The organism is Nocardioides sp. AN3 (assembly GCF_054653495.1).
The window spans coordinates 159,421-182,416 of sequence record NZ_BAAIGC010000006.1; the positions used below are offsets into that span (position 1 = coordinate 159,421).

Genomic DNA, 22,996 nt, shown 5'->3' on the forward strand with positions numbered 1-22,996 from the left:
ACCCGATCGGAGGGAACGCGTGGGCGTGCGCCGCGAGTCGAAGACATGCTCGAAATGCGGCGAGACCAAGGAACTCGCCAGCTTCCCGACTGCCGGAACTGTCTGCAGGGATTGTCGCAACGCGGCGAGCCGAGCCGCCTATGCCGCCAATCGAGAGAAGAAGCTGGCGCAGAACAGGGCTTGGAACGCAGCAAACAAGGACCGTGTCCGAGAGGCGGAGCGGAAGCGTTACGCAGCCAACCCGGAGAAGTATGCGAAGAAGCGCCGTGCCGAGATCGAGTCGGGCCGGCACGCCGCCCGAGTCAGAGATTGGCGGGCACGGAACCCGGAGCGAGACGCCGAACTGGCTAGGACGTGGCGCGAACGCAACCGCGATCATATTCGGGCCATGGAGCGGGCTCGGTATGCCGAGAACCGCGAGAAGTTCGCTGCCGACGCGCGAGAGTGGCGCGCCGCCAACCGGGATGCGCTCCGCGCATATTGGCGCGCTCGCCGGGCGGCTAACCCCGAGGTGTTCGCCGAACGCGCGAACGCGCGGCGTGCACGCATCGCTGAGACCGCGGTTGGGCCGGTCGACCTCAAAGCGCTCTGGGATGGGTCCTGTGGCCTATGCGGCGGGGAGATTGACGAGACGGCACGCTTCCCGGACCCGCTGAGCAAGTCGCTAGACCACATCATCCCGCTCGCGCGCGGGGGCACCCATACGCAGGACAACCTCCAGTGGGCTCACCTCTTCTGCAACATCTCGAAGGGCGCTCGCCCGACCAACGCTGACCGAGGGGGTGAGTCGCTTGGGCGTGCGTCGTGAGAGCGTCGAGCTATCCCTGCAGGACCGAGATTTTACAAGCGGTATGGCGCGTGCGGCGGCCGAGACGGCGCTGCTCAACCGCGAACTGAAGAACCTCGACGGGACCAGCGTCCGCGCGGGCCGCTCGACCAAGACGGTCGGCGACGAGGCCGAGAAGACGGGCGCAAAGTTCCGCAAGGGCTCCAGTGACCTGAACCAGTTCACGGGTCGCCTCAACGCGCTGGTGACGGCCGGCATCACCCTCGGGCCCGCACTCCTGCCGATCGGCGCGGTCGCCGTTCCGGGGATCACGGCTCTCGCCAGCGGGCTCGGAGCGGCGGCCGGTGCCGCGGGCGTCGCTCTGCTCGCCTTCCATGGCGTCGGCGACGCGCTCAAGGCGCTCGACGCCTACCAGTTGGAGCCGACCGAGGCGAACCTGCGGAAGCTGCACGACACGCTCGGGCAGATGTCGCCCGCGGCACAAAGCTTCGTCCGCGAGCTCGACTCCCTGGAGCCGGTCCTCAGCCGCTTGCAGCACACGGCCCAGGCCGGCATGTTCCCGGGCTTCACCGAGGGTCTGGAGCAGGTCGCGACCCTCGCGCCCGAGGTCAACTCCATCGTCTCCAGCATCGCCAAGGAGCTGGGTCGCCTCGCGACCGACGCGGGTTCGGCCCTGAAGAACGACGGCGACTGGGCGAAGTTCATCGAGTTCGTCCGCACTGACGCGGCCCCGACGCTGGACGCTTTCGCGCGTGCGACAGGGAACGTGATCGCCGGCCTGGGCTCGATCCTGGTTGCCTTCCAGCCGCTGTCTCGTGACTTCACGTCCGGCATGCTCGACATGTCTCGTTCGTTCCGCGAGTGGGCGGCGAACCTCGACAGCAACGCGGGCTTCCAGTCGTTCCTCGACTACATCCGCGAGAACGGGCCACAGGTTGCCCAATTCTTCAAGGCCATCGCCGAGGCGCTGGTCGCACTGGCGCAGGCCGCGGCGCCGTGGGGCGCGGCCGTCCTGCCGATCCTGACCGACGTCGCGAAGGTGTTCGCCGCGATCGCCGGTTCGCCGATCGGGCCGGCGCTGTATGGCGCTGCTGCTGGCCTGCTTGCCTTCAACCGTGCGGCGGCCCTTTTCGGTGGCGCCGGGCTCCCGAAGGTGGCAACCGGGCTCGCGGCGACGCGCACCGCCGTGTCGGGGATAACGGGCGAACTCGGCATCATGGCGGCGACCTGGATGACCGCAGGCGCGACCACCGAGCGTGAGGCGGCGCGCATGGCTGCCGCACGGCAGCGTCTCGGCTCGACGCTTGGAGGCGCCGGCCTCGCCGTAGGCACGAAGGCCGGCATCGCCGCCGTCGCGACATACGCGGGCGGGCACGTGGTCCAGGCAGGCTTCGACAAGGTCGGCGGCGATACTTACGCCGTCGGAGAGTCGCTCCGAAACGGCGACCGCGGGTGGTACACGCATCCGATCCCTGGCTTCCACCCGAGTCACAACGGCGACAAGGGGCCGGCCGAGAAGGCGGACACTGGGCTCGCGCAGATGGTCAGCGACGGCCGGGCGGCCGACGCGGCGAAGCAACTGAAGAAGTACGCCGACGCGGCGAACATGTCGGTGCAGGAGGCGTACAGGCACTTCCCGAAGTACGTCGCTGCCGTGAACGACGCTGCCAGCGCGACGGACGTTTGGGGCAACTCGACAGATGGCGCCTCGAAGCAGGTCCCCGCCTTCGTGTCGCACATCAACGAGTTGTCGTCGGCCATGCAGCAGCAGAAGTCCGCTGCTCTCAGTTCGTTCGACGCTGTCACCAACTACGGGGCGGCGCTGAAGGCTGCCCAGGATGCGGCGGCGAAGGGCAAGCGCGGGATCGACGCGAACACCGCGGCGGGCCGCGAGAACCGGGCCGCGCTGTCGCAACTGGCGGCGGCGTGGAACAGCCAGTCGGACGCGGTGCGGAACAACGAGAAGAAGTACGACGCCGCGAGGAAGAAGTTCATCCAGGTCGCCGAGGCAATGGGCGTCCCCGAAGCTGCGGCAAAGCGGCTCGCGAGACGCCTCCTCGAGATCCCCGATAAGAAGCTGATCCACGTCGACGCCGACACCAAGGCGGCGCAGGACCGGATCCAGGCGATCAAGGACGAGATCGCCGCGATCAGGGACAAGACGGTCCGGATCAACGCCTTCGTGAACATGGTGAACGCAGGCAACCTGCGGGCGGACACGCATGACGCCAAGGGGAACCTCGTGCGCAACGGCGGTCGCGACGGCGACCCGTCTACGCCGTTCTGGGGCGGCGGCTACACCGGCCGGGGCGGCAAGTACGAGCCCGCCGGCGAGGTCCACCGCGGCGAGGTCGTACTGCCACAGGAGGTCGTCCGCTCGGACGCGGCGTTCCTCCGCCAACGGTACGGCTATCTGCCGGGGATGGCGGACCTGCCGGGGTATGCAGACGGTGGTCTCGTCGGCGCTCGCGCTCGCTCGGCTGCCGCGTCGCTCGGTGTCGACATCGACAAGGATGACGGCCTCAAGCGACGGCTCCGGCTGTTCGCGATCGCGCTCGACGACGCGAAGAAGGCGCTCGACAAGGAGACCTCGGCGCGCGAGTCGCTGGTGAGCACGGTGACGGGCAACCTGACCAGTGACCTGTTCGCCAACAACGGCGGGTCGGTGTTCTCGTCGAAGTACGCCGCGGGATCGATCGGTGCGGCCAACGCGACGCTGACGCAGGACATCCGCAACGCTGACGAGCAGACCAGGCTAGAGGCGCTGCTCCGTCGTCGCGGCCTGACGAGCGACGCGCTAGAGGAGGTCGTCGCCAAGGGCGGTCTCGCTGGTCTGCGGTCGTTCGCCTCTGCATCGAACACGGAACTGAGGAACTACCAGCGCCTCTACGGCCAGCGAGCACGCTCGGTTGCCGCAGCGGCGAACGGCGCAGTCGATGCGACCGGGATTACGTCCGAGATCTCAAAGCTCCGTGGCGACGTGAAGGTCATCACCGCTGCGCTCAACCGCGACAAGCGAGAGCAGAAGAAGCGCGCAGCGGCGGCGCACAAGAGCCGTCAGCAGGCGGCTGCGGCGACCGCCAAGGGAGTCCACAGTGCCGCAGGTTCGGCGGCGAAGAAGAGGCGGTGACTGGTGGTCGTTCTACAGGACCCAGGGCTGAACCTGAACGGGTTCGACGCGATGATGAACGAGCCCAATCCGGACGAGGGGTGGCGTGCCTACGCCTTCTCCTCGGCGGACGGGACCGACTTCGGTGACCCCGAGGTCGTCATCACGGCGATCGCCTCACAACTCGCCGACGGCGACCTGGAGAACATCGACCGTTACGGCAACCGCGAGGCGACCTTCTATATCGGGTTCACCGCGGAGGGCTGGCCGGATGAACCGGGCGCAGCGATCGCTCTCGGGCAGCAGGCGCTCGAGCTCGCCCTGAGGTTCAAGGGTTGGGCGCCGCTGACGTGGGTCGACCCGCTGGCTGGTGCGGAGACGTCGGTGATGGAGATGACGTCAGCGACGGTGTCGAAGGAGTTCGACGACGAGGTCGAGATCTTCGACGGCATGCGGGTCGTCAAGGTCACCGTGCACGCTCGGCCGTTCGTGCGTCCGACTGACGAGATCGTGTTCGAGGCCCCGCCGGCACCTGGCAGCACGCCCCCGGCCGATGTGACGATCGACTCGGGTAGTTCGACGACCGGCTGGTCTGGTGGCGGCAACACGGGGACGGTCAACACGGTCGGGCTGGGCGGGTTTGACCCGTTCCTGGCGGGCACCGTCTATGCCGCCTGCGTGCGCAACGGCCCGCCCGTGATCCCGTTCAGTTTCGCGACTCGGTCTCTGGCAATCGTGGCCGACACGACGCGGCCGTTTCTGCGGATCGAGGGCAAGGTTCGCTACCGCAACGACGCCACGGGCCACTTCGGCTTCGCGGGAACCATCACGGTCAGCGCCACGAGTCCCGCAGGCGGGTCGGCTGTCACCCTCGTCAACCTCGCGCACGACCAGACGACCGGCGTCTTCACGGCACTGGTGCAGCAGGACGCGGACATTGCCTCGCTCACGATCCGCCTGGACACGCCGACGTTCTTCCAGACGGGTCGGTCGACCCTGTGGGTCGCCATCGACTCGATCGATCAGACCGCTGGCGGCGATGGCGTCTTCACGGGCAAGGTCCAGTCCCGACAGGTCCAGATCTTCGGGTCGCAGCGGACCGAGGTCTCACTGGCGGTGCTGGGCCTCGACGACACCGACACCCCCGTTGCACTGGGTCCGCAGACGCTCGTCCACACCGCTTCGGCGGGCACGGACGGGCGCGCGAAGTTCCTCGGCTGCCGGGCTGCGTCTGGCCTCACGGGGACTACGGACGCCGCCGCGACAACCGGCGCCAAGAACACGCTGAGTACGACGGCTTCCCCGACGGTGTTCACGTTCCCGGTCGGGGCGCTGCTGCCGGGCGAGTTCGACGTGTTCGTGAACGTGAAGGGCACCGCCGCGACCCGGACTCTGTCCTACGCTGCCACCCTCGACGGCGCGGGCTCGCTCGACGCCTCCGATCCAGTCGCGGGTTGGTACACGGCGCAGGTGGCAGTGGTGACGGGCTACCGGATCGTCCCGCTCGGTGTGTTGATGCTGCCGCCGGCAGACATCGAGGACCCCGACGCGACGATCAGCGTGAAGATCGCAGCGGACGCCGCGGTCGACCTCGATGAGATCTGGCTGGCTCACCGCGAGTCCGGCCAGGTGACGCTCCTCGACACCAACGACTCCGGGATCTCGGCGGTCCGGCTCGACGCGGCCACGGTCGACGCCCCGGCGCCGTCCGCGTGGGTCGGGGTCGCCACCACGGACGGGACGGGGGCGATGATGGCTGCGGGCGCACGGATCCAGGCGTTTGACCAGCACATGGCCGAGCCGGGGCTGCTGCAAATCTCGACCGTGACGCCCGGGTGCTCGACGTCGCGGGTCTCGGGTCGCTACTTCCCGCGCAACGGTCACGACGTCGCGCCGAGGCCGTCGTGACGCCGCAGGTCCGCATCGGCGGCCCGGGCGGCGTGTGGCTCTCGACGCTGGTCCCGGTCGGCGGCATCGAGCCAGACGGACGGTGGCCGCTCGGCGCCTACCAGCTCGACTTCAAGATGCTGCTCCGGCCGGGTCAGAAGCCGTCGTGCGTGGTCAAGGATGCGCTGTGTGACCTGATGGTCGGCGGCCGGGTCGTGTTCCCCGGCCGGATCAGCGAGGTCAACTGGGACGAGGGCGCGGTCACCGTTGCCGGGCTGTGTCGCGACGCGGAGACGATCGCAGCGTTCACGTCTGGCGGCGTGACGACCACGATCCCGGACACGATGATCGACACCGCGATCAGCGCAGGCGACTGGCCCGTGACCCGGCCGGCATCACTGTCCAACGTGGCGATGGCCGCGGCCGACGTGACGGCAGACGTCAACTACATCGCCGCGATGCTCGACCTGTGGGCCGACGACAACGGCAAGCGCTGGTATGTCGATGCCTCGTCTGCGGTGCGTGCCGGCGTCGACCCGACCGCCCCTGAGATCTACGTCCTGCCGGGCGCCGGTCAACTGTCGTGGGCGACGGAGCGGCAGGCGGGCAAGATCATTGGCCGCTACCAGACGACCTCGGGCGGGGTCCTAGCCACGGTGACGGTCGGCTCCGGTCGTCGTCAACGGGTGGTCGACCTGACGACACGGGGTCCGATCACCAGCGGGCAGGCGACGAGCATCCTGAACTCGATCCTCACGCAAGCCTCCTCGGGTGGCTGGTCGAACTCGCTGACCGTCGCTGCCGAGCAGTTGGTCACGCCGGGTGGCCTGCGTCCGTCACTGGAGAGGGTGTGGTCGATGGCTGCGCGTGGCCTGATGATCCGGCTTCTCGGGCATCGTGACCCGCGTCCCGGTCCGCTGAAGCTCACGACTGACGTGGTGCTCGGGCAGGCGGTCTGGAACGTCGATGACCGCGAGATCACCCTCACCCCGATCGGGGCCGTCGAGCGTGACTTCTCGGCGATCGTCGAGGCTGCCGGCGGGACGGTGGCGGCATGAAGCGCGCGAACCTGCGCCCCGCGGCCGGTATCCAGACAGGCTTGGGTGTCTCGATTCCGACGATCGCGAGCGGCTCTTCTGTCACGATCGCGGTCACGTTCCCGCAGGCCTATGCATCGCCACCGTCGGTCACCCCGACGCCACGGAATTCGCGGCTCAACGCCAGCAACACCAGCGTCAGTGCGACCGGCTTCTCTGCGACGTTCTCGAACTGGTCGCCGGGCAGCATGCCGGGAACGACGTTCGACTGGACCGCTGTCCCCGCCTGACGAGAAGGGACGACATGCACACAGTGACCTGCCATAACGAGGCGCGAGTCGACCCGATCACCAAAGAGGTCGGGCCGTGTCCCTCCCTTGGGCAGCCCATCGAGTACGACCTGACCTACCCGGACCAAGACACCGGGGAGATCCGCACGGTGGACGCCGTCATGTGCGGCGCCTGCAACGAGCCCATCTCGGACATCGAAGACCCAAGCGAGGAGCCTGCCAGTGCCTGATGCGACGATCGACAGCCTCTCTCTGCTGCGGCAAGACATCGCCGCGGGGTTCAAGCACGACGACCGGATCCGGGCGCTTGAGATCGAGCAGGCCGAGACGAAGGCGCTGCTGGCCGAGATTCCGAAGATGGAGAAGCGGCTCGTGGATGCGATCCGCGAGAACCGCCCGCGCTCTCCATGGCCCGCTGTTTCGGCGCTCGCTGGCGTAGCTGGCGTGCTGCTCGTGCTGGCCGCGGCCATCTATTCGCGCTGACCGAGCGCGCCACCACCAACTCAACAGAGGAGATCGGCATGACCCGCTCATTCGTCGACGGCATCGCCCACATCCGCGACCTCGCTGCCCGTCGCGTCGACATCGGCGTCGGTAACTGCAAACTCCGGACCCGCGAGGCGTTCGGCGTGCCGAGCAACGGCACCGCGACCGCTGCGGCGTCATGGCAGCACGCTCCCGACAAGCACGCGGGAGGACGACCGGAGGACGCCCCCGCGCTCTCGTTCGGCTACGCGACGGGCGGGGGCTCGGGCGCCGGCCACGTGTGGGTCAACATCGACGGCAAGGGCCGCATCCTGACGCCGGGCGGCCCCGATCACCCGTCGCTCTGGTACGAGACGACGGTCGGCGCGCTGCTCGGCGGCTGGCGGAATCTGCGCTACGCCGGTTGGACGCGCACCATCGACGGACAGGCCCCGGCACTCCCCGCCCCGCCCGCGAAGGCCGCCCCGCTCCCGCCGACCCGCGTATCCCGCGCCCGCGCGCTGCTCCGTGCCGCTCTCGCCGCGGCCAAGCGGAAGGGCAACGCCAAGCGTGCGGGCCGGATCGCCGACGCGCTCGACAACGCCCCGGAGCGCTGACATGGGCGCCTTCCGCAAGAAGCCTGTCCAGATCGAGGCGTGGCTGTGCTCCGACGTCATCGCCGCATTCAAGCGCGACGGGTGGGCCGGGCTGCCCGCGCCCATTGAGGCCGACTGCGACGCCCGCGGCTACTGGCTCGTGACAACCAAGCACGCGTCCGAGGGCGAGGGCATCTACATCCAGACCCTCGAAGGCTCGATGTTCGCCAAGCCGGACGACTGGATCATCCGGGGCGTGCAGGGCGAGTTCTACCCCTGCAAGCCGGACATCTTCGCGGCGACCTACGACGCAGTGAGCGACTCGTGACCACTGTGCACACGTACCCGGTCGCCGATCTCATTGAGCACGACACGGACAGCGCCGAGTGCATCTGCGGTCCGACTACCGAAGCCGTCATGCGCGAGGACGGCAGCAACGGCTGGCTCGTCATTCACCACAGTCTTGACGGACGGGAGGCAGGCGAATGACCCGCCGCGCGCCCCGCGTCCGACTCGCCCACCGCGTGCCCCCGCGCAAGACCGACAGCGTCCGCGGCGTCAACTGGGCTGCGGACCACGGCTTCCGGGTGATCGACGTCAACTGCCTCCTGTCGGCGGACGGCACCCCGCACGCCCAGCACGGCGCACCCTACGGCCTCGCGCAACAGGGCTTCCTCCCGAAGCGCGACAAGCGCAAGGTCCGTGACCTGACGGACGTCGAGCTCGCCCGGCTGCGCTCGCCGGACGGCTACCGGGTGCCGCCCATGGTGCTGATCTTCAAGGCAGCCAAGCAGCGCGGGGTGCGGATCGAGGTGGAGGCGAAGGATGACCGCCGCTTCACACGCCCCTCGACCTGGCTCGACATGGCCGCCGACGCACAGCGCGTGTTCGGGGACGACTGGGCGCAGCACGTCGAGATGAAGGTGTTGACGAACCTCTCGGGTGGGCTCGCCTACGCCCTCAAGGTCTGCGCCGCAGCACACGCCGCGGGCTGGCCGACCATGATCCTCCCCCGCGGCTCGGCCCGGCTCCGGAGGCTCAACGCCCCCTACATCACTCTCAACAGGGGCGGCAGGGTCTAACCTGCCGCCTCACGCTTCCATCGCTGCAGCGTGTTGGTACTCAACCCGGTCGCCTTACTGACCTCGTCGAAGGAGCCCTCGTTGAGTGCTTCCAGAACGCGCAGGCGGTAGACGCGCTCGGCCTCGTCCAGCCTCTTCCGCGTCCTGTCGAGGTCACGCAGCGTCGCCATCGTCAGCCTGCCGCGCGGTCGACCCATGGCGGGAATCGTAGCGGTCATCGCTCCGGCTCCAGTCCCACACCCCATTGCGCAGTGGCGGGGTGGTCGGGCTCCAGGTTCATCGCCTCTAGATTGCGCGCCACGGCCTCACGAAAGGACTTGGGGCGGAGCAGTAGTGCGGCCTGCCATGCCCCGAGGTTGTAGACCTCGCCCGACCGTGAGCACCACGCCGCGAGCGTCTTGGCGTCTTCCGCGTCCTTCTCGGTGGCCCGATGAAGCATCCCCTCGTGCTCGGCGCGGAGTTGCCGCAACTTGATGACGGCCGGATGAAGCCGGTCCCCGGCCATCAGATCTCCACCCCCTTGACGGCCATCGCGTACAGCAGGGCCTCGTGGTAGGTGGCCTCGAAGTTGTCGTCGGCATCGAAGAAGGCGTCGATCGCGTCGTCGAGGTCATGGCGGGCGGTCAGTACGTCGGCGATGGTCGCCAGCGTCAGCCGCTCGGCTGCGTCGAGCGTGGCCCGGGAGGTCAACTCCGCGTGGGCGGCGAGCAGGACGGCGGAGGACTTGGCCTCGGTCATGTCGATCATGCGGGCCTCGAGGGCGCTCTTGCTGCGGCGGCTGGCAAGGAAGGCGGCTGCGTTGCTCATGTCAATAACGTAGCGGTCAGCGCCACGTTACGCAAGCACTTTCTCTAGCGAATCTCGCCACGAAACGAAGGAGACCCCGTGTCCGAGTCCACCAAGCGCGCCATCCGCACCGCCTACCAGGTGCTCGTCGCACTCATCACCATCGCGCCCGTCCTCGTCACCGTGCTCAAGGGCACGCCCGTCGAGGTCCAGGTCGGCATCTTCGCCGGATGGGTCGCCGCCGTCGCGACGATCATCAACCGACTCGAGGACGCCGGACTCATCCCGGCGTGGCTCAAGGGCGACGCGGCCCCCGCTGACGGAGAGGGTGCCTGACGTGCTTGATAGCGGAATGGTCGGCAAGTCCGTCACCGCCGGCACCGGCCGGGCCATCGAGAACGAGGGCGCACCGATCGCCCTGACCGCCACCCTGACGGCGAACCTACCGAAGCGGAACAACGGCCAGGCGCGGCGTCTCACGTGGGCGGGCACCGGCAACCAGTGGCACTCCTCGCCGACCGTCAAGAACGTGAACGCCGGGGAGCAGATCCAGTTCGACAACGTCCCCGCGACGAACTCGACCGGCTGGCGGCTCGACGGCGCTGTCCCTGACCTCGGGTCGACGGGGCACGTGTTCACCTACACGCTCATGGTCTCAGGACGCCTGGGCGCCAAGACGATCCAGTTACTGTCGATCACCTTCGTCCTCTCCGAGTCCGACCCCGACACGATCGACGTGGACACGCTCCTCGAGGCCGGCTCCACGACCGGGGCGACGATCAGCGTGGTCGACATCTGGTCGGCCCAGATCGCCGCGGCCCAGGCTGCGGCCGGGGACGCCCAAGACGCTGCCGACGCCGCTGCTGCCTCCGCCGCAGCGGCGAGCGCCAACACGGACGCCAACTTCGCCGACAAGGTCGCGAACGGGACCCTCACGAAGGCGGCGCTTAACGCGGCGTATGCGGCACGGGGCGCTGTGCTCGCCACCGCCTCCGGCGACGTCACGGCGACACCGAACAAGTACCTCCCCGTGGACGCCAGCGGAGCGGCTCGAACGATCACCCTGCCGACCGGCGCGAGCGTGGGCGACGTCCTGACGATCGAGAAGCGTGACTCATCGCGGAACGCGGTCACCGTTTCCGGCACCATCCGGGGGGCGGCCGGGACGCTGACGCTGACCAGCCAGTACCAGACCGTCAGCTTCACGGCCGAGTCTGCCTCGTCGTGGGTGCCGACCGGCGACCACCGCACGAAGACTGCCCTAGACGCCGCCTACGGCGCTTTCACCCTGGTCACCCTTTTCGGGGTCAAGACGACCAACGACTCGACGACGAACACCCCGCTCTTCCAGGCCGCGATCGACTCCCTCGCCGCCACAGGCGGCACGGTGTTTGTGCCGGCTGGCACCTTCAACGTCGGCAACGTCACCTTCCCGCCGAACGTCAACCTGGCTGGCCCAGGGACTCTCAACGGCGCACAGGTGACGTTCGGAAGCGGCGTGCGCCAGGAGTACAACTCCACGGTCACCGGGATCACCTTCACTGGCACCCGCACCGCTGGCTACTGCCCGATCAGGATCAAGGCCGTCCGTCGTCTACGGATCACCCAGTGCACCATCCGGGGCGCCGACAAGGCCGTCTACGTAGAGCCCACGGTGGGGCTCGCCCAGCACGACAACTCCATGATCGACATCGAGCACAACACGTTCGAGGAGGTCAACTACGCCTGGTACGTGGACAAGGACGCCGGGGCAGGCTGGGACGTCACCGCCGACTCTCACTTCATCGGCAACATCATCAACCGCGCCTACATCCGCCACGTCCACATCGAGGCGATCGACGGCGTTGACATCAGCAACAACCGGATGTTCTTCCTGTCGTACAACACCACTAGCGGCGAGGTCGTCAACAAGCGCCAGAACATCTACATCGCGGGTCTCTGTGACTGGGTGAAGATCACCGGTAACGATCTCTTCGAAGCCGGCTGGGAGGGCATCCGCCTCGACAACGCCCAGCACGCCGTCATCGTCGGCAATAACGTCGCCTGGCCTGGGCAACTCCAGCCCTCTGACGCGATCTCGCTCAGCGGGAACGTAGCCTCCTACTGGACCGTGGCCGGCAACGTTTTCTCGCGCTACACCCGGCACGCGATGAGCCTCAATGTCGCCTTTGCGCAGGTTCGCATCGGGCCGAACGTGTGCGAGTACGACCCGTCCGTCTCCCAGTACATCGGCGTCACCTACGGGCAGCCTGCTCTGTCTTCGTTCACCCACTACCGCTACTACTCCCCGGATGGCGTCGCCGGCACGGTGAACCTCGGAGACCAGCCGAACCCGATCAACGGTTTCAATGACAAGTTCGCCAACCGAAACGGCACCGTGGCGCGCCGTTCTCTCGCTCGGTGGGCTCAGGAGTCGGCTGCCTTTCGTGCGGTCACCACGTCGGGCTCGACGCCGCAGAAGGCGGTCGAACTCTACGACTACAACGGCGGCATCTCGTCTTACTCCGGGACGATCGAAATCAACATCAGGCGTTCCGACTCATCGGGTACCCGTGAGGCCTACTACGTGCTCCTGGTGTCAAAGGTGAACGATGGCTCAGCTACAACAGCAATCTCGGTTCTCGCCTCAACCGGCCTGACCGCAGGCGCGAACGCAGCGGACCCGTCCTTTACCTTCACTATCTCCTCGGATCAGGTGAAGATTACGCCGGTCGGATCCACGTCTGGGTCATTCTCGGTCTGGGCAATCGCTCGGGGAAACCTGCTCATTGCCTAGCTCGCGGCGGCGGGTGAGGCCTTCAGTACCCCTTGGCTGCTGAAGGCCTCACCGATCACTGGGGCGATCCGTTCCGCGTACTGGATCGACATGTGGTTTAGATCAGATCGGACCGGCGTTGTGCCGACGAAGATTGGGCAATATCCGTCTGCGCAGAACCATGACGAGGAGTCCACCCACTGCCCGCCGATCTGCGCAGCGAGCTGCGTTTCAGCGTCCCTCATGTGCGTCCAGTTCTCGGGGACCTTGCCGAGGCAGTCGGCTGGCTTCGCGCCTCGGGTGTAGCACTCTTCAGGACTGACCTCTCCGGGCGGGGGCGCGATGAGGACGATCTTGCCGACCGACCTGCTCACCTGCGAGAGGGCGTCGGACAGGTGCGCTGTCCAGTCGCTCGGCAGCGGCGGCTGTCCACCCTTCTTGAATGCCTGGGGCCAGTATGAGTCGACCACAAACAGGATGTCGGGCTTGATCTGGTTGATCTTGTTCACGGCGTCCCGCTTGCGGCCGGCGCAGTCAGGCGCGGTGGCCCTGGCAGGAACATCGCGGAACGGACACCCAAATGTGCCTAGGGTCGTTATGCGCCACGGCTGCCCTTGCTTCGACAGGACGATCCGCAGCGGGTTGACGTAGGTCATCGACATGGAGTCACCGATAATCGCGGCGGTGCGAGCCTGCGGGGCCGGGTTACCCCAGGTGCAGGTCTTCACATCGACGAACTTGCCCTCCATGCCGCATCGGCTGACATCGGCTGGCGCCTGATGCGCGCCGACGATCTCGTCCATCGTCGGGTTCATCTTCGCCGGCCAGGAAGCGGCCTGGACCGAGCTGATGATCTCATTGGTGAGACTCGCCTGGAGCGGGGCTTCGGCAGACGTCACGTCGCCAATGGCAGGCGAAGCAGGGGAACTGGGCGCTCCGGCTAATGGGCTTGTCGCGGTCAGGATCGGTGGGGCCGCGGAGGGAGTTACTGGCCGCAGGGCGACGGCGCACATGACCACGAGCATCAGGATCAACCCGCTCAGGAATGTGATCTGCCACCACCGGGGCGGCTCGGGGATGGTCAGCCGTCTGCTGTGACCACGACTTCTTCTACGGCTGCTGCGAGGCTCAAGCCATTCGGACCTCCTGATCGGATTCTCGACCAGGTGGTAGGCGTAGATCGAGCAGGCCGCGATCCCGGCCGCGATCAGCCACCGCGTCAGCGTGGTGTCGTCGGTGACGGCGAGGGTGATGATGATGATCGGGAAGTGCCACAGGTACAGCGAGTATGAGATGTCGCCGACGTACCCTGATACCGGGTTGGTGAGCGGCCAGAAGTACGGCTGCTGACGGCGGTGGTCGGCGTAGGTGCCGGACGCTAGCACGAGCCCGGCGCCAGCGACCGGCAGGAGCGCTCCAGGAGCCGGGAACGTCGTGGACTCGTTGATGACCCACAGAGAGGCAACCATCGCAGCCAACCCGACCCAGGCCAGGACTGGCCGGATCGCGTCGGGGATCTTCGTGAGAACGGGCACGAGCACGGCCAGCACCGCGCCGACGCCGAGCTCCCAGACGCGGGTGAACGAAGAGAAGTAGGCGGTGTTCGGGCTGCTCGAGGACTGGGCGAATGCCCACGCCAGCGACCCGGCCGTGATGACGCCGATGGCGGCGCCGACGACCAGGGTCGCGTGCCGGCTGGACCGGTTGCTGCGCAACATGAACGCGAAGATCGCAAGCATCAGCCACGGCCACACGAAGTAGAACTGCTCCTCAACCGACAGCGACCAGAAGTGCTGCACCGGGGAGACCGGCCGGTTGGCGTCGAAGTAGTTGGTCGCCAGACTCTCAAAGCGCCAGTTCGCTCCGAAGAAGAGCGCGCACACCTCATCGATCAGCGTCTGCTTGAACCTGACCGCGTTGAACGCGTAGTACGACGCCGCCCCGGTGACGAGGAGCACCAGCGATGCGGCGGGGATGATGCGGCGGATCCGACGGCGGTAGAAGCCGGTGAAGGAGATGTGGCCGGTCTTGTCGTGCTCGCGGAGCAGCAGGCCTGTGATGAGGAAGCCGGAGATCACGAAGAACACGTCGACTCCGACGAAGCCGCCACCGGGCCACCCGGTCAAGTGGTCGAGGATCACCGCGAGGACGGCGAACGCGCGCAGACCCTGGATGTCCCAACGGCTGCTCGTACTTCGTCCCTGCCTTGATCGAACCGATCGATCCGGGTATCCAGAGCGCATAGAGTTGCTCACGTCGACTCCTTCGCAGTCGGCCACGCCCCGGGTCTGTGTCCAGCAGGCGCCGGGGTCTTCAATGTCGCGCGGCAGCGTAGTGAAGGGCAGCGCCCTCCGTCCGCCGAACGCGGCAAGCGGGACGAATGTCACATCGTGTCCGACACCCGCCCAACCGGCATTCAGCGCCGACCGCTCGCCCGGTCACCCGCCGAGGATGGGCGGTGCCTCGGCGATCGGCTGTATCTCGGCCGCGGGTATCCACTTCATCTCGATCATCGCCCCGGACTCTCGCGAGAACGCGACCAGCCCCATCCACGCGGCCGGGCGCGGCGGGTCCGGGTCGGCATGCTTCCAGCCCAGCAGGATGCCGGGCCACGCGGGCAGCGGAGTGAGGCCGCGGCCACGGGTCATCACCCAGACGGCGCGCGGTGTCGTCGCCCGCCAGGTGCCCGATCCGTCCACCCACCGAGTCTAGAACACATGTTCGACTGAACAGCGCCCCGTCACCTTCCATCGCAGAGGGTGGCGGGGCGCTTTGGTGTTGGGTCAGGCGCGCTGCATCATGCCCCAGAGGATCACGTCGGCGCGTGCTGCGCCATTTCGGTCCGCCTGCGCAAGCCGCGAGCAGGCCTGCATCTTTGTCGGAACGGGGGCGCTGAGGTAGCGGCGCGGCTTATGCTCGCGCAGCACCGCCCGCTGCGCGGGCATAAACTACCTATCCAGTAGACATTGAGGCAGGCGTGACTGAGTTCAGGAGTGAGATCCGTGCCAGTGACATCCGAGGGCTGGAGGAGAAGGTGGCCCGCGACAGCTACGGGTCGTACCTCCGCCGAGTCACGCTCAAGAAGATCCGAAGCTTCCGGGACCGAGCAGTGACCTTCGACTTCCCCGTGACGGCCCTGGTCGGGCCCAACGGAGGAGGGAAGACGACGATCCTGGGTGCCGCCGCTCTCGTCTACAAGGACATCGCGCCCGGGACCTTCTTCGCCAAGAGCGGGAAGTATGACTCCAGCATGCAGAGCTGGGTGATCGAGTACGAACTCATTGAGAAGAAACTCAACCCGCGAATCCCGGTTTCACGAACTGCCAGTTTTCTGAAGCTCAAGTGGAACCGAACCGCTGTCGACCGACCAGTCCTTCTATTCGGGGTCTCCCGAACGGTACCCGCCACTGAGAGACGCGAGCTTTCGCGGGCCGTGGGCAATCGCTTCGTCGCCAAGAGCGAGGTGGCCCTCGATGACGAGGTCATCGAACACGTCGCCAAGATCCTCGGCAAGGCCATCAACGGGTGCAACCGACTGTCGATCGACGACAACGGCAGAGCTACCCTGTTTGCAGCCCGAACCCCCGGGGGAGAGGACTACTCGGAGTTCCACTTCGGCGCCGGGGAAGCGTCCGTGATCCGGATTGTCAGCGCCATCGAGGATGCGCCGGATAACGCCCTCATCCTCATCGAAGAGATCGAGAACGGGCTCCATCCTATCGCCACTCGCCGAATCGTGGAGTACCTGATCGACGTTGCAGATCGGAAGTCCTGCCAAGTCATCTTCACCACTCATAGCAACGATGCCCTAGCGCCGCTGCCATCGAAGGCGATCTGGGCCGCCTACAACGGCGAGGTACTTCAAGGGAAGTTGGACATCAAGGCTCTACGCACGATCACCGGCCAGATCGACGCTGAGCTCGCGATCTTCGTTGAGGACTCATTTGGCGAACGACTCGTGGCCACGGCGCTCCGGTACGCCGGCGGAGTCGAAATGGATGCGATCAAGGTCCACGCAATGGGCGGCGAGTCACCCGCTAGGAAGGTCAACGAGCAGCACAACGTCGACCCGACCTCCCGGTTTCCGTCGATCGCGCTGCTCGATGGCGATCAAGCCGCGCACGTCGATCCGGCCCGGAACGTGTTCGTCCTGCCCGGGTCAGCGAGCCCGGAAGGTCACATCTTCCAGTCGGTGCATGACCGAATTGACCGTGTTGCTGCAAGGTTGGCGGTTGGTATGCAACTCCCAGTAAGCGCTCAGGGCCGAGTCATCGAGGTCGTCAGGGAGCGGGCACTGACCAACCGCGACCGCCATGTGATCTTCGAGCAGATCGGAGAGGACCTCGACTTCACTGCCGGAGCGATCGTGGCGGGAGCGTTCTTGGCGATCTGGGCGCAGGAGTTCCCGGATGAAGTCAAGGTTCTCGTCGACCAATTTCGCCATCTGCTTCCGACTGGCAGCCGGGCAGACTGATCCGGGCAGGACGCCGCGCGATTGACCCAGCCTGGCCCTCTTGCCTGGATTCTGGGCCGGTCCGATGTCGGCGGTCCGCCGTAGCGCCTTGCCCATGTCCCGCCACGGCCCTGACCCCGACGGCATCACCGTCGCCCGACTCCATGGCCACCGCCACCCGGCACGCGCACGACTCCCTGAACTCGCGGCGGCCCTTCGACGAGGCCGCAGCCGTCGCCGAGCTCGTCGAGATCGCCACCCAGCACCGGCGCGGCGTCGGACCCCGGCTCCGCGTCGACCTCCTCAGCCACGCCGCCGGGATCCTGCTCGGCGCCGCACGCCACCAACCCACGATCGCATGGTCCCACCCGGAAGCAGCTCGGCTGCTCCTCGCGGCCGGCGCCGATCCGGACCTCGCCGAACAGTGCGCCCAGGAGACGCTCGCGCGCCTCGCCCTGTCAAGCGGACTCGGCGGGGTCGGCAACCCTCACTGACCCCGGACCGGCATACACTCCGACGATGAGCGACTGATCCTGCCGGTTCAGCTCCAGGGCCAAGGGCGCCTGACAGGCTTGAAGGCGGGGGCGTTCACCTTCGCCTCGATATAGCGGTCAAGGTCGGCTTCATCGATCGTCCAGCGGCCGGTCTTCGACGCGCGGAGATTCTTACGCCAGATCTCGTCGTAGACGAACTGCTCCGAGGTGCTGAGGATCTCGGCTACCTCGCGCACGGTGAGGCGACGGTTCATGGCTGGATCACCCGGTTGCGGCGCTTCCGCTTGAAGTTCTGTCCTCGCTCCACCATGTCCTCGATGTCGTCGAGCGTGGTGAACCAGCGGCCACCTACCTTCGTGCCCCACAACTTCCCGCCGATCATCTGGCGGCGGAACCACTCAGCATTGCCGAGGTTCGGATAGGCTTCAGCGGCCTGATTGGGGGTTAGGTACTCCATGCCGAGCGAGAGTAGAAGCCGCTCATGGCGCCATGTGCCGGTCACGCCATGCGTCGAGGTCGGCGCCGCGGAACAGGTACCGTCCACCGCCGTTCGGCCCGGTCCTCTTCCCGCGGAGGTGGCCGAAGTAGACCGCGGCCTTCAGATGATCCGGGGAGACGTCCATGCGCTCGGCTGCCTCGGCCAACGTGTAGTACGTCATCACGACTGCTCAGGCGTCCATCAGTCCGTCGAACCACGCGTCGAGCGCGCTGTCGCTGAAGAGATAGTTCCCGCCGCCGTTATCGCCGGTCTTCTTCCCCCGGAGCCGGCCGGCATAGATGGCCCGCTTCAGGGTCTCCGGGGACACCTTCATGCGGTCGGACGCTTCCGCGAGCGTGTAGTAGGTCGTCACGCCCAGACTCTCGGATTCCCTCGTCGTGCGCCGGCGGGACTCACGACCGGCCCCGCACGAGGGAGACGTTCGCTTTCGCGTCCACATAGCGCTGAACTTCTGCCTCGGAGATCGTCCAGCGCTTGCCCATCTTGGATGCCCGCAGATTCTTGCGGCGGATCTCGTCAAGGATGAAGCGCTCGGACGCGCGCATGATCTCGGCAGCCTCCGGGACGGTGAGGCGACGCAGCGTGCTCATCAGTATCGCCGGGTCCGAGCAGCGCTGCGCTTTGTGCGAACGAACAGCGGCTGAGGCTGGGTCGCGCGGGCCTCGCCTGTCACGGTGTGCCGGGCCATGATCTCGGCGACGTGCTCATCGGTGAAGCGGATCGTCCGGCCGATCTTCACGCAAGGCCAGTCGTGTTCGACCCGCCATTCGTAGATGCGGCGCTCGGGGACGTTGAAGTATTCGGCCAGGTCGGCGGTGGTCTTCAGGGCGCTCATGCCGCCGAGCATGCCAGCGCCCATGCCCGTGAACGCGCAGAATCGCCCGCCACACTTTCGGTGTCGGGCGCGCTTCGGGGGAATGAGGGTTCATGCGTACCGCCTCTTTCCACGGGCTGTGAGCCCGTCTGCCAGGCCAACCATGGACGTCGGGGCGGCCTTCGGCGGCGCGACTACGTACCGAGCGACGATCTCCTCTATCTGGGCATCGGTGTAGCGGACGTCGAAGCGACCGAGGCGGACGTGCGGCCAGCGGTGCCGGCGGCGACGGTTGGCGATCTTCTCCGCTGTCCAGCCGAGCTCGGCGGCCAGGTCTGCTTCGCGGGTGAGGTTGAGGGCCACTGGCCGATGATGCCAGAACCGCCCCGGCGTGATGCCGGGGCGGTTCGTGGCGTTCAGGCGAGCGCCCTGGTGCACTGCTCGCAGATCTCCGCTCCGGCGTCGTCAACCACGGTTGCCTGAGACTCCAACCGGTTCCGTCCGCAGCTCGCCAGGATGACCAACTCGTTGGCGCCGGCCGGGATCATCGCCGAGTCGACAAGGTGGATTCGACGGCCGGCCTCGAAGCGCACCAATCTGACCTCGCCGTACAGCGACATCAAAGGCGAGGTTGGCTCGCCGAAGAATCGCTCGAGCCTCGCCCGCTCTTGGCCCTCGCGCAGCTCGGAGAGTTGCCCGAGGACATCTCTGGCGACCCGACCCAGGAGATCCGGCAAGGTGGGCGCGCTGGGCCTGTCCGAGTGGCTGACGCCGCCGGCCTTCCACGCGGCCGAGTTCATCGCTGCGCCTCGATGAACTCGGACCACTCGCCGAGGTAGGAACCAAGTGGCTTGGGCTCCGGGGTCATGCCGCGCATGCGCTCGGCCTTCGCGAACACTGTGGACGGCATCACTTCGGCCGCGAAGCAGGCGTCGACGAAATCTCGCATCTTCGTCGGGATCGCGAGGCCCGCGATGTTGACGCCCAGCGACGCTGCGGCACCGCGAACGGTCAGATCGAAGGCCGCTGCCGTGCTCATCGCTGCGCCTCCAGCCACTTCGCCGCGGACAGCGCATCGGCCGCGAGTTGGCGCAGGTAGGCGGGGTCCTCGGTCTCAGTCTGAAGCTCGGAGATGATGACGCCCGGCCGCTCGATAGGGCCACCGAGGAGGCTAAGGTCGGCCACCGGCTCGAACGGTCCGATCTTGGCTCCCGCATGCTGGGCATAGACGTACACGAGCGCGTGATCGATGTCGCCAGGCTCGTTGTGCTCAACCTGGTGGGCCTGCTCTGGCAGAGTGCACCAGTCCGGGCAAACCAGTCGAAGCGCGCGCCCCTCGGTCGCGGCGCTCATCGTTGCGCCGCCAGGAAGTCGGAGCACCCGCGCAGATACGAACCCCGTGGGTTCATCGGATCGGACTGACCGATCGCCCGCGGCGATGCGCCAACGAGCCGCTTGGCGAACTCGTCGATGTCCGCCGGGCGGACGAGCCGCCGGCGGCCAACGTGGCCAGACGGGATCTTTCCGGCATCACAGAGCTCGGAGACCTGCCACGGCGAGACCGACAGCCGGCGGGCAGCTTCGGCGATCGTGATCAGCGCCGCGTCGTTGGGTGTATCAGGAGCGAGGGCGGGGGATCCTTGGTGCACGGGTGTTGCCTCCTCATTAGGCGATATCCGAGGCCCTGTCAGGTGTTTGGAGCACCAGACGGGGCCGCTCTTCATCGTCAGGAGCGGATCCGTCTTCCCCGACCCACCCGCTCCTCTTTGCGATCGCAAAGTGATGTGAGGCAACTATGCATCGCGCTCTTGGCGATCGTCAAGTATGGTGGCGCCCATGAGCCACCATTTGATGGGGACGGCCGAGATCGCCGACCTCCTGGGCGTGACGCGGCAGCGCGTACACCAGTTAACCCGCCTCGATGGATTTCCTGAACCCACGGCCCGCCTTGCCGGCGGCGACGTGTGGGAGTCTGCCGACATCGAGCGATGGGCGCGGGAGACAGGGCGAATCTCCTGACCCAACGGATCGCTGAGTGAGTGACTGACCTTCGGAGACTGCATACCGAAGGCGCCGCCGGCGTTCCCTGACTACCAGTCGCGGTAGCCGCCCGTGGTGGGCAGGGACGCCGCGAACCGGCGGACCGACTCGAGCACGACGAGCCGACGCTTCCCGTAGTACCGCGACTCGATCTCGAGGTTGTCGAGGATCTTGTAGACCGACCACTGCGTGATCCCGAGCAGGCGGGCGGTCTCTTTCGCCGAGATGAAGATCGGCTCCAGATTTGTCTCGCCCACCGCCTCGCGGGCGACTTTGTCCTCGACCTCGTCAACGTGGTGCGCCGGTCCCATAATCCGGTCGAGCTCGGCGAGCGCGCAGTTGGTGGCCGCCTCGGCCGTCGCAGCCGTGATGATGACCGACTGGGCGGGGTCTTGCCGCTGAACCTCGATTCGGAACCGCTGCATGTCCATTGGCACCGATCCAGCACAACACAGCACCGGCTCCAGCGCCAGGGGGCGAGGGCAGGCCGGGGGCACTCCCCCGCTGCAAGGCGGGTGAGCCTGGCTAGTCGATACGGGCGAGGATGCCGAGGGCCGTCATGGATACCTCCTCAGACCCCTACGGCGGCGACGTGCCGGCACTGGCTTCGGTCGAAGCACCTCACGGATCTTGTCGAGGTCGGACTCAAGGAACCGGTAGGCCCTTCGGGCCGCGGAGGTTGTAGCCGATGCCGTTCTCGCGAGCGATCTTCTTGATGAACCAGGCCGAGCAGTCGATCTCCACGGCCGCCTCGGCGGCGGTGTAGCGCCGGGTCCCGCTATCGGGTTGGCTCGTCTCCCTGCGCCCGTCGTCGAAGATGTCGAAGAGGTCCTCGAATCTCCCGCCCGAAGCACGCATGTGGCCGATGCTATAGACCGCCGCGGACACATCTTCAGCCGTGCGACTCGCCCGTAGTGACGGGCCGGAGTGTCGGTCCTCTTCTCGGACGAGCGCCGAATTGTGGAAACCTCACAACGCGACGTTTAGACCCGTCGTAATGAAAGTTTGACACGTCATAGTGGGTGCCCGTCTTCGGCAGGTCCGCGGGCGACAGCAGCACCGTGATGCGGCGGGTCGAGGGCCACTCAAGCCTGCTGTTCGTGATCGCCATCCGCACGCGGTCGCGCCCTTCGCTCAGGGCGGCGTCGGCGCGTCCGACCAGCGTCGTCCCCACCTGTCCGGGCGACACGTCCGCCTGCACGTCGATCAGGTGTCCGACCGCGCCCTGGAGCGCGACGGTGTGGGCTCGGGCGAACCCCATCAGTGCCCCACCGTCCGGTCGTCGAGACCGCCGCTGCCAGTCGTTCCCATGTGTGCCCTCCTCGTTCCGAGACTCGCCTGCACCCAGCATCGAGCGCGGCGAGGACCGACCGGGGACGCTCGGATCGCACCCTGGGGACGACGACGTCGGCGGCGTGTCCTGTGGACGCCATCTGGGCCCTGACAGCCCCGAGCGGTCACAGCAGTCCGCGGACGTGCTCGACGCTCGCCGAGCCCTTCTCGGACGGCATCACCGCGACGAGGTCGATCCGGATGCCGGGCGGCTGTAGGCCACGCGCGGACGCCCATCGGTCGGCGAGACGACGCAGCCGGTCGAGCTTGTCGGGCCCGACCGCCTCGTGGGGAGTGCCGCCGATCGCGCCGCGGCGTGTCTTGACCTCGCAGACGACGAGCACGTCGCCGTCACGCAGCACCAGGTCGAGCTCACCCTCGTCGCAGCGCCAGTTGCGGTCGAGCACGACCATCCCCTGCTCGGCGAGACGTCGCTCCGCGACCCACTCGCCGTACCGCCCCACCGCCGCCCGCTCCGCCGCCGTCGCCGCCATGCCTGAACCTCCCAGCCGTCGTTGGAGGTCCAGCCTCGACGGCCACGCCGCCACAGCGTCAGCCACCGTCGGACGG

Annotated in this window: 37 protein-coding genes; 16 read left to right on the forward strand and 21 right to left on the reverse strand. The window is 67.2% G+C overall.

The window, feature by feature from the left end; all coding sequences use genetic code 11:
• Positions 1–19 precede the first annotated feature (19 nt).
• Genes ACYQ1K_RS09495 through ACYQ1K_RS09545 form a run of 11 tightly spaced genes read left to right on the forward strand, consistent with a single transcriptional unit; the run spans position 20 to position 9,253 of the window.
• Positions 20–808: an HNH endonuclease gene (locus tag ACYQ1K_RS09495; RefSeq protein WP_459982600.1), complete on the forward strand. Its 789-nt coding sequence runs from the start codon at positions 20–22 to the stop codon at positions 806–808.
• Positions 792–3,917 carry a hypothetical protein gene (locus ACYQ1K_RS09500; RefSeq protein ID WP_459982601.1) on the forward strand — a complete coding sequence of 1,042 codons (3,126 nt, stop codon included), beginning with the start codon at positions 792–794 and terminating at the stop codon, positions 3,915–3,917. Before ACYQ1K_RS09495 ends, ACYQ1K_RS09500 begins: the two co-directional genes overlap by 17 nt.
• Before the next feature lie 3 nt (positions 3,918–3,920).
• A complete protein-coding gene (locus tag ACYQ1K_RS09505; protein ID WP_459982602.1) occupies positions 3,921–5,804 on the forward strand; it encodes a hypothetical protein in 1,884 nt (627 codons plus the stop codon).
• Positions 5,801–6,841 (forward strand): hypothetical protein, encoded by a 1,041-nt coding sequence (locus ACYQ1K_RS09510; protein ID WP_459982603.1) that lies wholly within the window; start codon positions 5,801–5,803, stop codon positions 6,839–6,841. Before ACYQ1K_RS09505 ends, ACYQ1K_RS09510 begins: the two co-directional genes overlap by 4 nt.
• Positions 6,838–7,110 carry an H-type lectin domain-containing protein gene (locus ACYQ1K_RS09515; protein WP_459982604.1) on the forward strand — a complete coding sequence of 91 codons (273 nt, stop codon included), beginning with the start codon at positions 6,838–6,840 and terminating at the stop codon, positions 7,108–7,110. The genes ACYQ1K_RS09510 and ACYQ1K_RS09515 overlap by 4 nt, the downstream gene beginning before the upstream one ends.
• Before the next feature lie 14 nt (positions 7,111–7,124).
• On the forward strand, positions 7,125–7,340 hold the full coding sequence (locus ACYQ1K_RS09520) for a hypothetical protein (protein ID WP_459982605.1): 216 nt from the start codon (positions 7,125–7,127) through the stop codon (positions 7,338–7,340).
• Entirely contained in the window at positions 7,333–7,593 is a 261-nt protein-coding gene (locus ACYQ1K_RS09525) for a hypothetical protein (protein ID WP_459982606.1), read from the forward strand. The genes ACYQ1K_RS09520 and ACYQ1K_RS09525 overlap by 8 nt, the downstream gene beginning before the upstream one ends.
• Positions 7,594–7,631: 38 nt before the next feature.
• The gene (locus ACYQ1K_RS09530; RefSeq protein ID WP_459982607.1) at positions 7,632–8,192 is read left to right on the forward strand and encodes a hypothetical protein; all 561 of its coding nucleotides are present in this window, start codon (positions 7,632–7,634) and stop codon (positions 8,190–8,192) included.
• 1 nt (position 8,193) lies between these two features.
• Entirely contained in the window at positions 8,194–8,499 is a 306-nt protein-coding gene (locus tag ACYQ1K_RS09535; protein ID WP_459982608.1) for a hypothetical protein, read from the forward strand.
• Complete coding sequence (locus tag ACYQ1K_RS09540) at positions 8,496–8,660, forward strand: hypothetical protein (protein WP_459982609.1); 165 nt, start codon at positions 8,496–8,498, stop codon at positions 8,658–8,660. The genes ACYQ1K_RS09535 and ACYQ1K_RS09540 overlap by 4 nt, the downstream gene beginning before the upstream one ends.
• Positions 8,657–9,253: a hypothetical protein gene (locus tag ACYQ1K_RS09545; protein ID WP_459982610.1), complete on the forward strand. Its 597-nt coding sequence runs from the start codon at positions 8,657–8,659 to the stop codon at positions 9,251–9,253. Before ACYQ1K_RS09540 ends, ACYQ1K_RS09545 begins: the two co-directional genes overlap by 4 nt.
• Here ACYQ1K_RS09545 and ACYQ1K_RS09550 read toward each other — a convergent pair.
• Genes ACYQ1K_RS09550 through ACYQ1K_RS09560 form a run of 3 tightly spaced genes read right to left on the reverse strand, consistent with a single transcriptional unit; the run spans position 9,250 to position 10,060 of the window.
• A complete protein-coding gene (locus ACYQ1K_RS09550; RefSeq protein ID WP_459982611.1) occupies positions 9,250–9,450 on the reverse strand; it encodes a hypothetical protein in 201 nt (66 codons plus the stop codon). The two genes, ACYQ1K_RS09545 and ACYQ1K_RS09550, sit on opposite strands and share 4 nt — an antisense overlap.
• 17 nt (positions 9,451–9,467) lie before the next feature.
• On the reverse strand, positions 9,468–9,758 hold the full coding sequence (locus ACYQ1K_RS09555) for a hypothetical protein (protein ID WP_459982612.1): 291 nt from the start codon (positions 9,756–9,758) through the stop codon (positions 9,468–9,470).
• Positions 9,758–10,060: a hypothetical protein gene (locus ACYQ1K_RS09560; RefSeq protein ID WP_459982613.1), complete on the reverse strand. Its 303-nt coding sequence runs from the start codon at positions 10,058–10,060 to the stop codon at positions 9,758–9,760. Before ACYQ1K_RS09560 ends, ACYQ1K_RS09555 begins: the two co-directional genes overlap by 1 nt.
• A 78-nt stretch (positions 10,061–10,138) precedes the next feature.
• Between ACYQ1K_RS09560 and ACYQ1K_RS09565 the strand changes: the two genes are divergently transcribed.
• Complete coding sequence (locus tag ACYQ1K_RS09565) at positions 10,139–10,375, forward strand: hypothetical protein (protein WP_459982614.1); 237 nt, start codon at positions 10,139–10,141, stop codon at positions 10,373–10,375.
• Position 10,376: 1 nt separating this feature from the next.
• Positions 10,377–12,815 carry a right-handed parallel beta-helix repeat-containing protein gene (locus ACYQ1K_RS09570; RefSeq protein WP_459982616.1) on the forward strand — a complete coding sequence of 813 codons (2,439 nt, stop codon included), beginning with the start codon at positions 10,377–10,379 and terminating at the stop codon, positions 12,813–12,815.
• Here ACYQ1K_RS09570 and ACYQ1K_RS09575 read toward each other — a convergent pair.
• The 3 genes from ACYQ1K_RS09575 to ACYQ1K_RS09585 all read right to left on the reverse strand — a co-directional run bounded on the left by ACYQ1K_RS09575 (position 12,812) and on the right by ACYQ1K_RS09585 (position 15,739).
• Positions 12,812–15,049, reverse strand: coding sequence for an acyltransferase family protein (locus ACYQ1K_RS09575; RefSeq protein ID WP_459982618.1), 2,238 nt, complete (start codon positions 15,047–15,049; stop codon positions 12,812–12,814). The genes ACYQ1K_RS09570 and ACYQ1K_RS09575 overlap by 4 nt on opposite strands.
• A 183-nt stretch (positions 15,050–15,232) precedes the next feature.
• Complete coding sequence (locus tag ACYQ1K_RS09580; RefSeq protein WP_459982619.1) at positions 15,233–15,493, reverse strand: hypothetical protein; 261 nt, start codon at positions 15,491–15,493, stop codon at positions 15,233–15,235.
• Positions 15,494–15,577: 84 nt separating this feature from the next.
• Positions 15,578–15,739, reverse strand: coding sequence for a hypothetical protein (locus ACYQ1K_RS09585; RefSeq protein WP_459982620.1), 162 nt, complete (start codon positions 15,737–15,739; stop codon positions 15,578–15,580).
• A 32-nt stretch (positions 15,740–15,771) separates the two neighbouring features.
• On the opposite strand from ACYQ1K_RS09585, the gene ACYQ1K_RS09590 reads away from it, so the two are divergent.
• Together ACYQ1K_RS09590 and ACYQ1K_RS09595 are read left to right on the forward strand one after the other, a co-directional pair.
• A complete protein-coding gene (locus ACYQ1K_RS09590) occupies positions 15,772–17,268 on the forward strand; it encodes an ATP-dependent nuclease (RefSeq protein WP_459982622.1) in 1,497 nt (498 codons plus the stop codon).
• Between the two features lie 143 nt (positions 17,269–17,411).
• Positions 17,412–17,741, forward strand: coding sequence for a hypothetical protein (locus ACYQ1K_RS09595; protein WP_459982623.1), 330 nt, complete (start codon positions 17,412–17,414; stop codon positions 17,739–17,741).
• 47 nt (positions 17,742–17,788) lie between these two features.
• Here the strand turns inward: ACYQ1K_RS09595 and ACYQ1K_RS09600 are convergent, their stop codons facing one another.
• From ACYQ1K_RS09600 to ACYQ1K_RS09650, 11 genes are all read right to left on the reverse strand, one after another.
• Positions 17,789–17,995: a helix-turn-helix domain-containing protein gene (locus ACYQ1K_RS09600; RefSeq protein WP_459982624.1), complete on the reverse strand. Its 207-nt coding sequence runs from the start codon at positions 17,993–17,995 to the stop codon at positions 17,789–17,791.
• The gene (locus ACYQ1K_RS09605; protein WP_459982625.1) at positions 17,992–18,198 is read right to left on the reverse strand and encodes a hypothetical protein; all 207 of its coding nucleotides are present in this window, start codon (positions 18,196–18,198) and stop codon (positions 17,992–17,994) included. The genes ACYQ1K_RS09600 and ACYQ1K_RS09605 overlap by 4 nt, the downstream gene beginning before the upstream one ends.
• A gap of 22 nt (positions 18,199–18,220) precedes the next feature.
• Entirely contained in the window at positions 18,221–18,400 is a 180-nt protein-coding gene (locus ACYQ1K_RS09610) for a helix-turn-helix domain-containing protein (RefSeq protein WP_459982626.1), read from the reverse strand.
• Between the two features lie 9 nt (positions 18,401–18,409).
• On the reverse strand, positions 18,410–18,592 hold the full coding sequence (locus ACYQ1K_RS09615; RefSeq protein WP_459982628.1) for a helix-turn-helix domain-containing protein: 183 nt from the start codon (positions 18,590–18,592) through the stop codon (positions 18,410–18,412).
• 40 nt (positions 18,593–18,632) lie between these two features.
• Positions 18,633–18,830, reverse strand: coding sequence for a helix-turn-helix domain-containing protein (locus ACYQ1K_RS09620; protein ID WP_459982629.1), 198 nt, complete (start codon positions 18,828–18,830; stop codon positions 18,633–18,635).
• Positions 18,830–19,075: a helix-turn-helix domain-containing protein gene (locus tag ACYQ1K_RS09625; protein WP_459982630.1), complete on the reverse strand. Its 246-nt coding sequence runs from the start codon at positions 19,073–19,075 to the stop codon at positions 18,830–18,832. The genes ACYQ1K_RS09620 and ACYQ1K_RS09625 overlap by 1 nt, the downstream gene beginning before the upstream one ends.
• Positions 19,076–19,165: 90 nt before the next feature.
• Positions 19,166–19,417, reverse strand: a complete 252-nt coding sequence (locus ACYQ1K_RS09630) for a hypothetical protein (protein ID WP_459982631.1) — start codon at positions 19,415–19,417, stop codon at positions 19,166–19,168.
• Positions 19,418–19,470: 53 nt separating this feature from the next.
• A complete protein-coding gene (locus ACYQ1K_RS09635) occupies positions 19,471–19,854 on the reverse strand; it encodes a hypothetical protein (RefSeq protein WP_459982632.1) in 384 nt (127 codons plus the stop codon).
• Positions 19,851–20,093, reverse strand: a complete 243-nt coding sequence (locus tag ACYQ1K_RS09640; protein WP_459982633.1) for a hypothetical protein — start codon at positions 20,091–20,093, stop codon at positions 19,851–19,853. The genes ACYQ1K_RS09635 and ACYQ1K_RS09640 overlap by 4 nt, the downstream gene beginning before the upstream one ends.
• Positions 20,090–20,407: a hypothetical protein gene (locus ACYQ1K_RS09645; RefSeq protein WP_459982635.1), complete on the reverse strand. Its 318-nt coding sequence runs from the start codon at positions 20,405–20,407 to the stop codon at positions 20,090–20,092. Before ACYQ1K_RS09645 ends, ACYQ1K_RS09640 begins: the two co-directional genes overlap by 4 nt.
• Positions 20,404–20,703 carry a helix-turn-helix domain-containing protein gene (locus ACYQ1K_RS09650; RefSeq protein ID WP_459982636.1) on the reverse strand — a complete coding sequence of 100 codons (300 nt, stop codon included), beginning with the start codon at positions 20,701–20,703 and terminating at the stop codon, positions 20,404–20,406. The genes ACYQ1K_RS09645 and ACYQ1K_RS09650 overlap by 4 nt, the downstream gene beginning before the upstream one ends.
• 187 nt (positions 20,704–20,890) lie before the next feature.
• Between ACYQ1K_RS09650 and ACYQ1K_RS09655 the strand changes: the two genes are divergently transcribed.
• Positions 20,891–21,073, forward strand: a complete 183-nt coding sequence (locus ACYQ1K_RS09655) for a hypothetical protein (RefSeq protein ID WP_459982637.1) — start codon at positions 20,891–20,893, stop codon at positions 21,071–21,073.
• Between the two features lie 71 nt (positions 21,074–21,144).
• Here ACYQ1K_RS09655 and ACYQ1K_RS09660 read toward each other — a convergent pair whose 3' ends face one another.
• From ACYQ1K_RS09660 to ACYQ1K_RS09675, 4 genes are all read right to left on the reverse strand, one after another.
• Positions 21,145–21,519 carry a hypothetical protein gene (locus ACYQ1K_RS09660; protein WP_459982639.1) on the reverse strand — a complete coding sequence of 125 codons (375 nt, stop codon included), beginning with the start codon at positions 21,517–21,519 and terminating at the stop codon, positions 21,145–21,147.
• 220 nt (positions 21,520–21,739) lie between these two features.
• The gene (locus ACYQ1K_RS09665; protein WP_459982640.1) at positions 21,740–21,952 is read right to left on the reverse strand and encodes a hypothetical protein; all 213 of its coding nucleotides are present in this window, start codon (positions 21,950–21,952) and stop codon (positions 21,740–21,742) included.
• Positions 21,953–21,986: 34 nt separating this feature from the next.
• The gene (locus tag ACYQ1K_RS09670) at positions 21,987–22,355 is read right to left on the reverse strand and encodes a magnesium chelatase domain-containing protein (protein ID WP_459982642.1); all 369 of its coding nucleotides are present in this window, start codon (positions 22,353–22,355) and stop codon (positions 21,987–21,989) included.
• A gap of 196 nt (positions 22,356–22,551) precedes the next feature.
• Positions 22,552–22,920: a YraN family protein gene (locus ACYQ1K_RS09675; RefSeq protein ID WP_459982643.1), complete on the reverse strand. Its 369-nt coding sequence runs from the start codon at positions 22,918–22,920 to the stop codon at positions 22,552–22,554.
• Positions 22,921–22,996: the final 76 nt, after the last annotated feature.

Bases quoted from the DNA above. Each gene is read 5' to 3' on its own strand.
- ACYQ1K_RS09515 (WP_459982604.1), top strand. From the start codon at position 6,838: ATGAAGCGCGCGAACCTGCGCCCCGCGGCCGGTATCCAGACAGGCTTG.
- ACYQ1K_RS09520 (WP_459982605.1), top strand. From the start codon at position 7,125: ATGCACACAGTGACCTGCCATAACGAGGCGCGAGTCGACCCGATCACC.
- ACYQ1K_RS09530 (WP_459982607.1), top strand. From the start codon at position 7,632: ATGACCCGCTCATTCGTCGACGGCATCGCCCACATCCGCGACCTCGCT.
- ACYQ1K_RS09535 (WP_459982608.1), top strand. From the start codon at position 8,194: ATGGGCGCCTTCCGCAAGAAGCCTGTCCAGATCGAGGCGTGGCTGTGC.
- ACYQ1K_RS09545 (WP_459982610.1), top strand. From the start codon at position 8,657: ATGACCCGCCGCGCGCCCCGCGTCCGACTCGCCCACCGCGTGCCCCCG.
- ACYQ1K_RS09550 (WP_459982611.1), bottom strand. From the start codon at position 9,450: ATGGGTCGACCGCGCGGCAGGCTGACGATGGCGACGCTGCGTGACCTC.
- ACYQ1K_RS09555 (WP_459982612.1), bottom strand. From the start codon at position 9,758: ATGGCCGGGGACCGGCTTCATCCGGCCGTCATCAAGTTGCGGCAACTC.
- ACYQ1K_RS09560 (WP_459982613.1), bottom strand. From the start codon at position 10,060: ATGAGCAACGCAGCCGCCTTCCTTGCCAGCCGCCGCAGCAAGAGCGCC.
- ACYQ1K_RS09585 (WP_459982620.1), bottom strand. From the start codon at position 15,739: ATGCCCGCGCAGCGGGCGGTGCTGCGCGAGCATAAGCCGCGCCGCTAC.
- ACYQ1K_RS09595 (WP_459982623.1), top strand. From the start codon at position 17,412: ATGGCCACCGCCACCCGGCACGCGCACGACTCCCTGAACTCGCGGCGG.
- ACYQ1K_RS09600 (WP_459982624.1), bottom strand. From the start codon at position 17,995: ATGAACCGTCGCCTCACCGTGCGCGAGGTAGCCGAGATCCTCAGCACC.
- ACYQ1K_RS09605 (WP_459982625.1), bottom strand. From the start codon at position 18,198: ATGGAGTACCTAACCCCCAATCAGGCCGCTGAAGCCTATCCGAACCTC.
- ACYQ1K_RS09610 (WP_459982626.1), bottom strand. From the start codon at position 18,400: ATGACGTACTACACGTTGGCCGAGGCAGCCGAGCGCATGGACGTCTCC.
- ACYQ1K_RS09620 (WP_459982629.1), bottom strand. From the start codon at position 18,830: ATGAGCACGCTGCGTCGCCTCACCGTCCCGGAGGCTGCCGAGATCATG.
- ACYQ1K_RS09625 (WP_459982630.1), bottom strand. From the start codon at position 19,075: ATGAGCGCCCTGAAGACCACCGCCGACCTGGCCGAATACTTCAACGTC.
- ACYQ1K_RS09635 (WP_459982632.1), bottom strand. From the start codon at position 19,854: ATGAACTCGGCCGCGTGGAAGGCCGGCGGCGTCAGCCACTCGGACAGG.
- ACYQ1K_RS09640 (WP_459982633.1), bottom strand. From the start codon at position 20,093: ATGAGCACGGCAGCGGCCTTCGATCTGACCGTTCGCGGTGCCGCAGCG.
- ACYQ1K_RS09645 (WP_459982635.1), bottom strand. From the start codon at position 20,407: ATGAGCGCCGCGACCGAGGGGCGCGCGCTTCGACTGGTTTGCCCGGAC.
- ACYQ1K_RS09655 (WP_459982637.1), top strand. From the start codon at position 20,891: ATGAGCCACCATTTGATGGGGACGGCCGAGATCGCCGACCTCCTGGGC.
- ACYQ1K_RS09660 (WP_459982639.1), bottom strand. From the start codon at position 21,519: ATGCAGCGGTTCCGAATCGAGGTTCAGCGGCAAGACCCCGCCCAGTCG.
- ACYQ1K_RS09665 (WP_459982640.1), bottom strand. From the start codon at position 21,952: ATGCGTGCTTCGGGCGGGAGATTCGAGGACCTCTTCGACATCTTCGAC.
- ACYQ1K_RS09670 (WP_459982642.1), bottom strand. From the start codon at position 22,355: ATGGGGTTCGCCCGAGCCCACACCGTCGCGCTCCAGGGCGCGGTCGGA.
- ACYQ1K_RS09675 (WP_459982643.1), bottom strand. From the start codon at position 22,920: ATGGCGGCGACGGCGGCGGAGCGGGCGGCGGTGGGGCGGTACGGCGAG.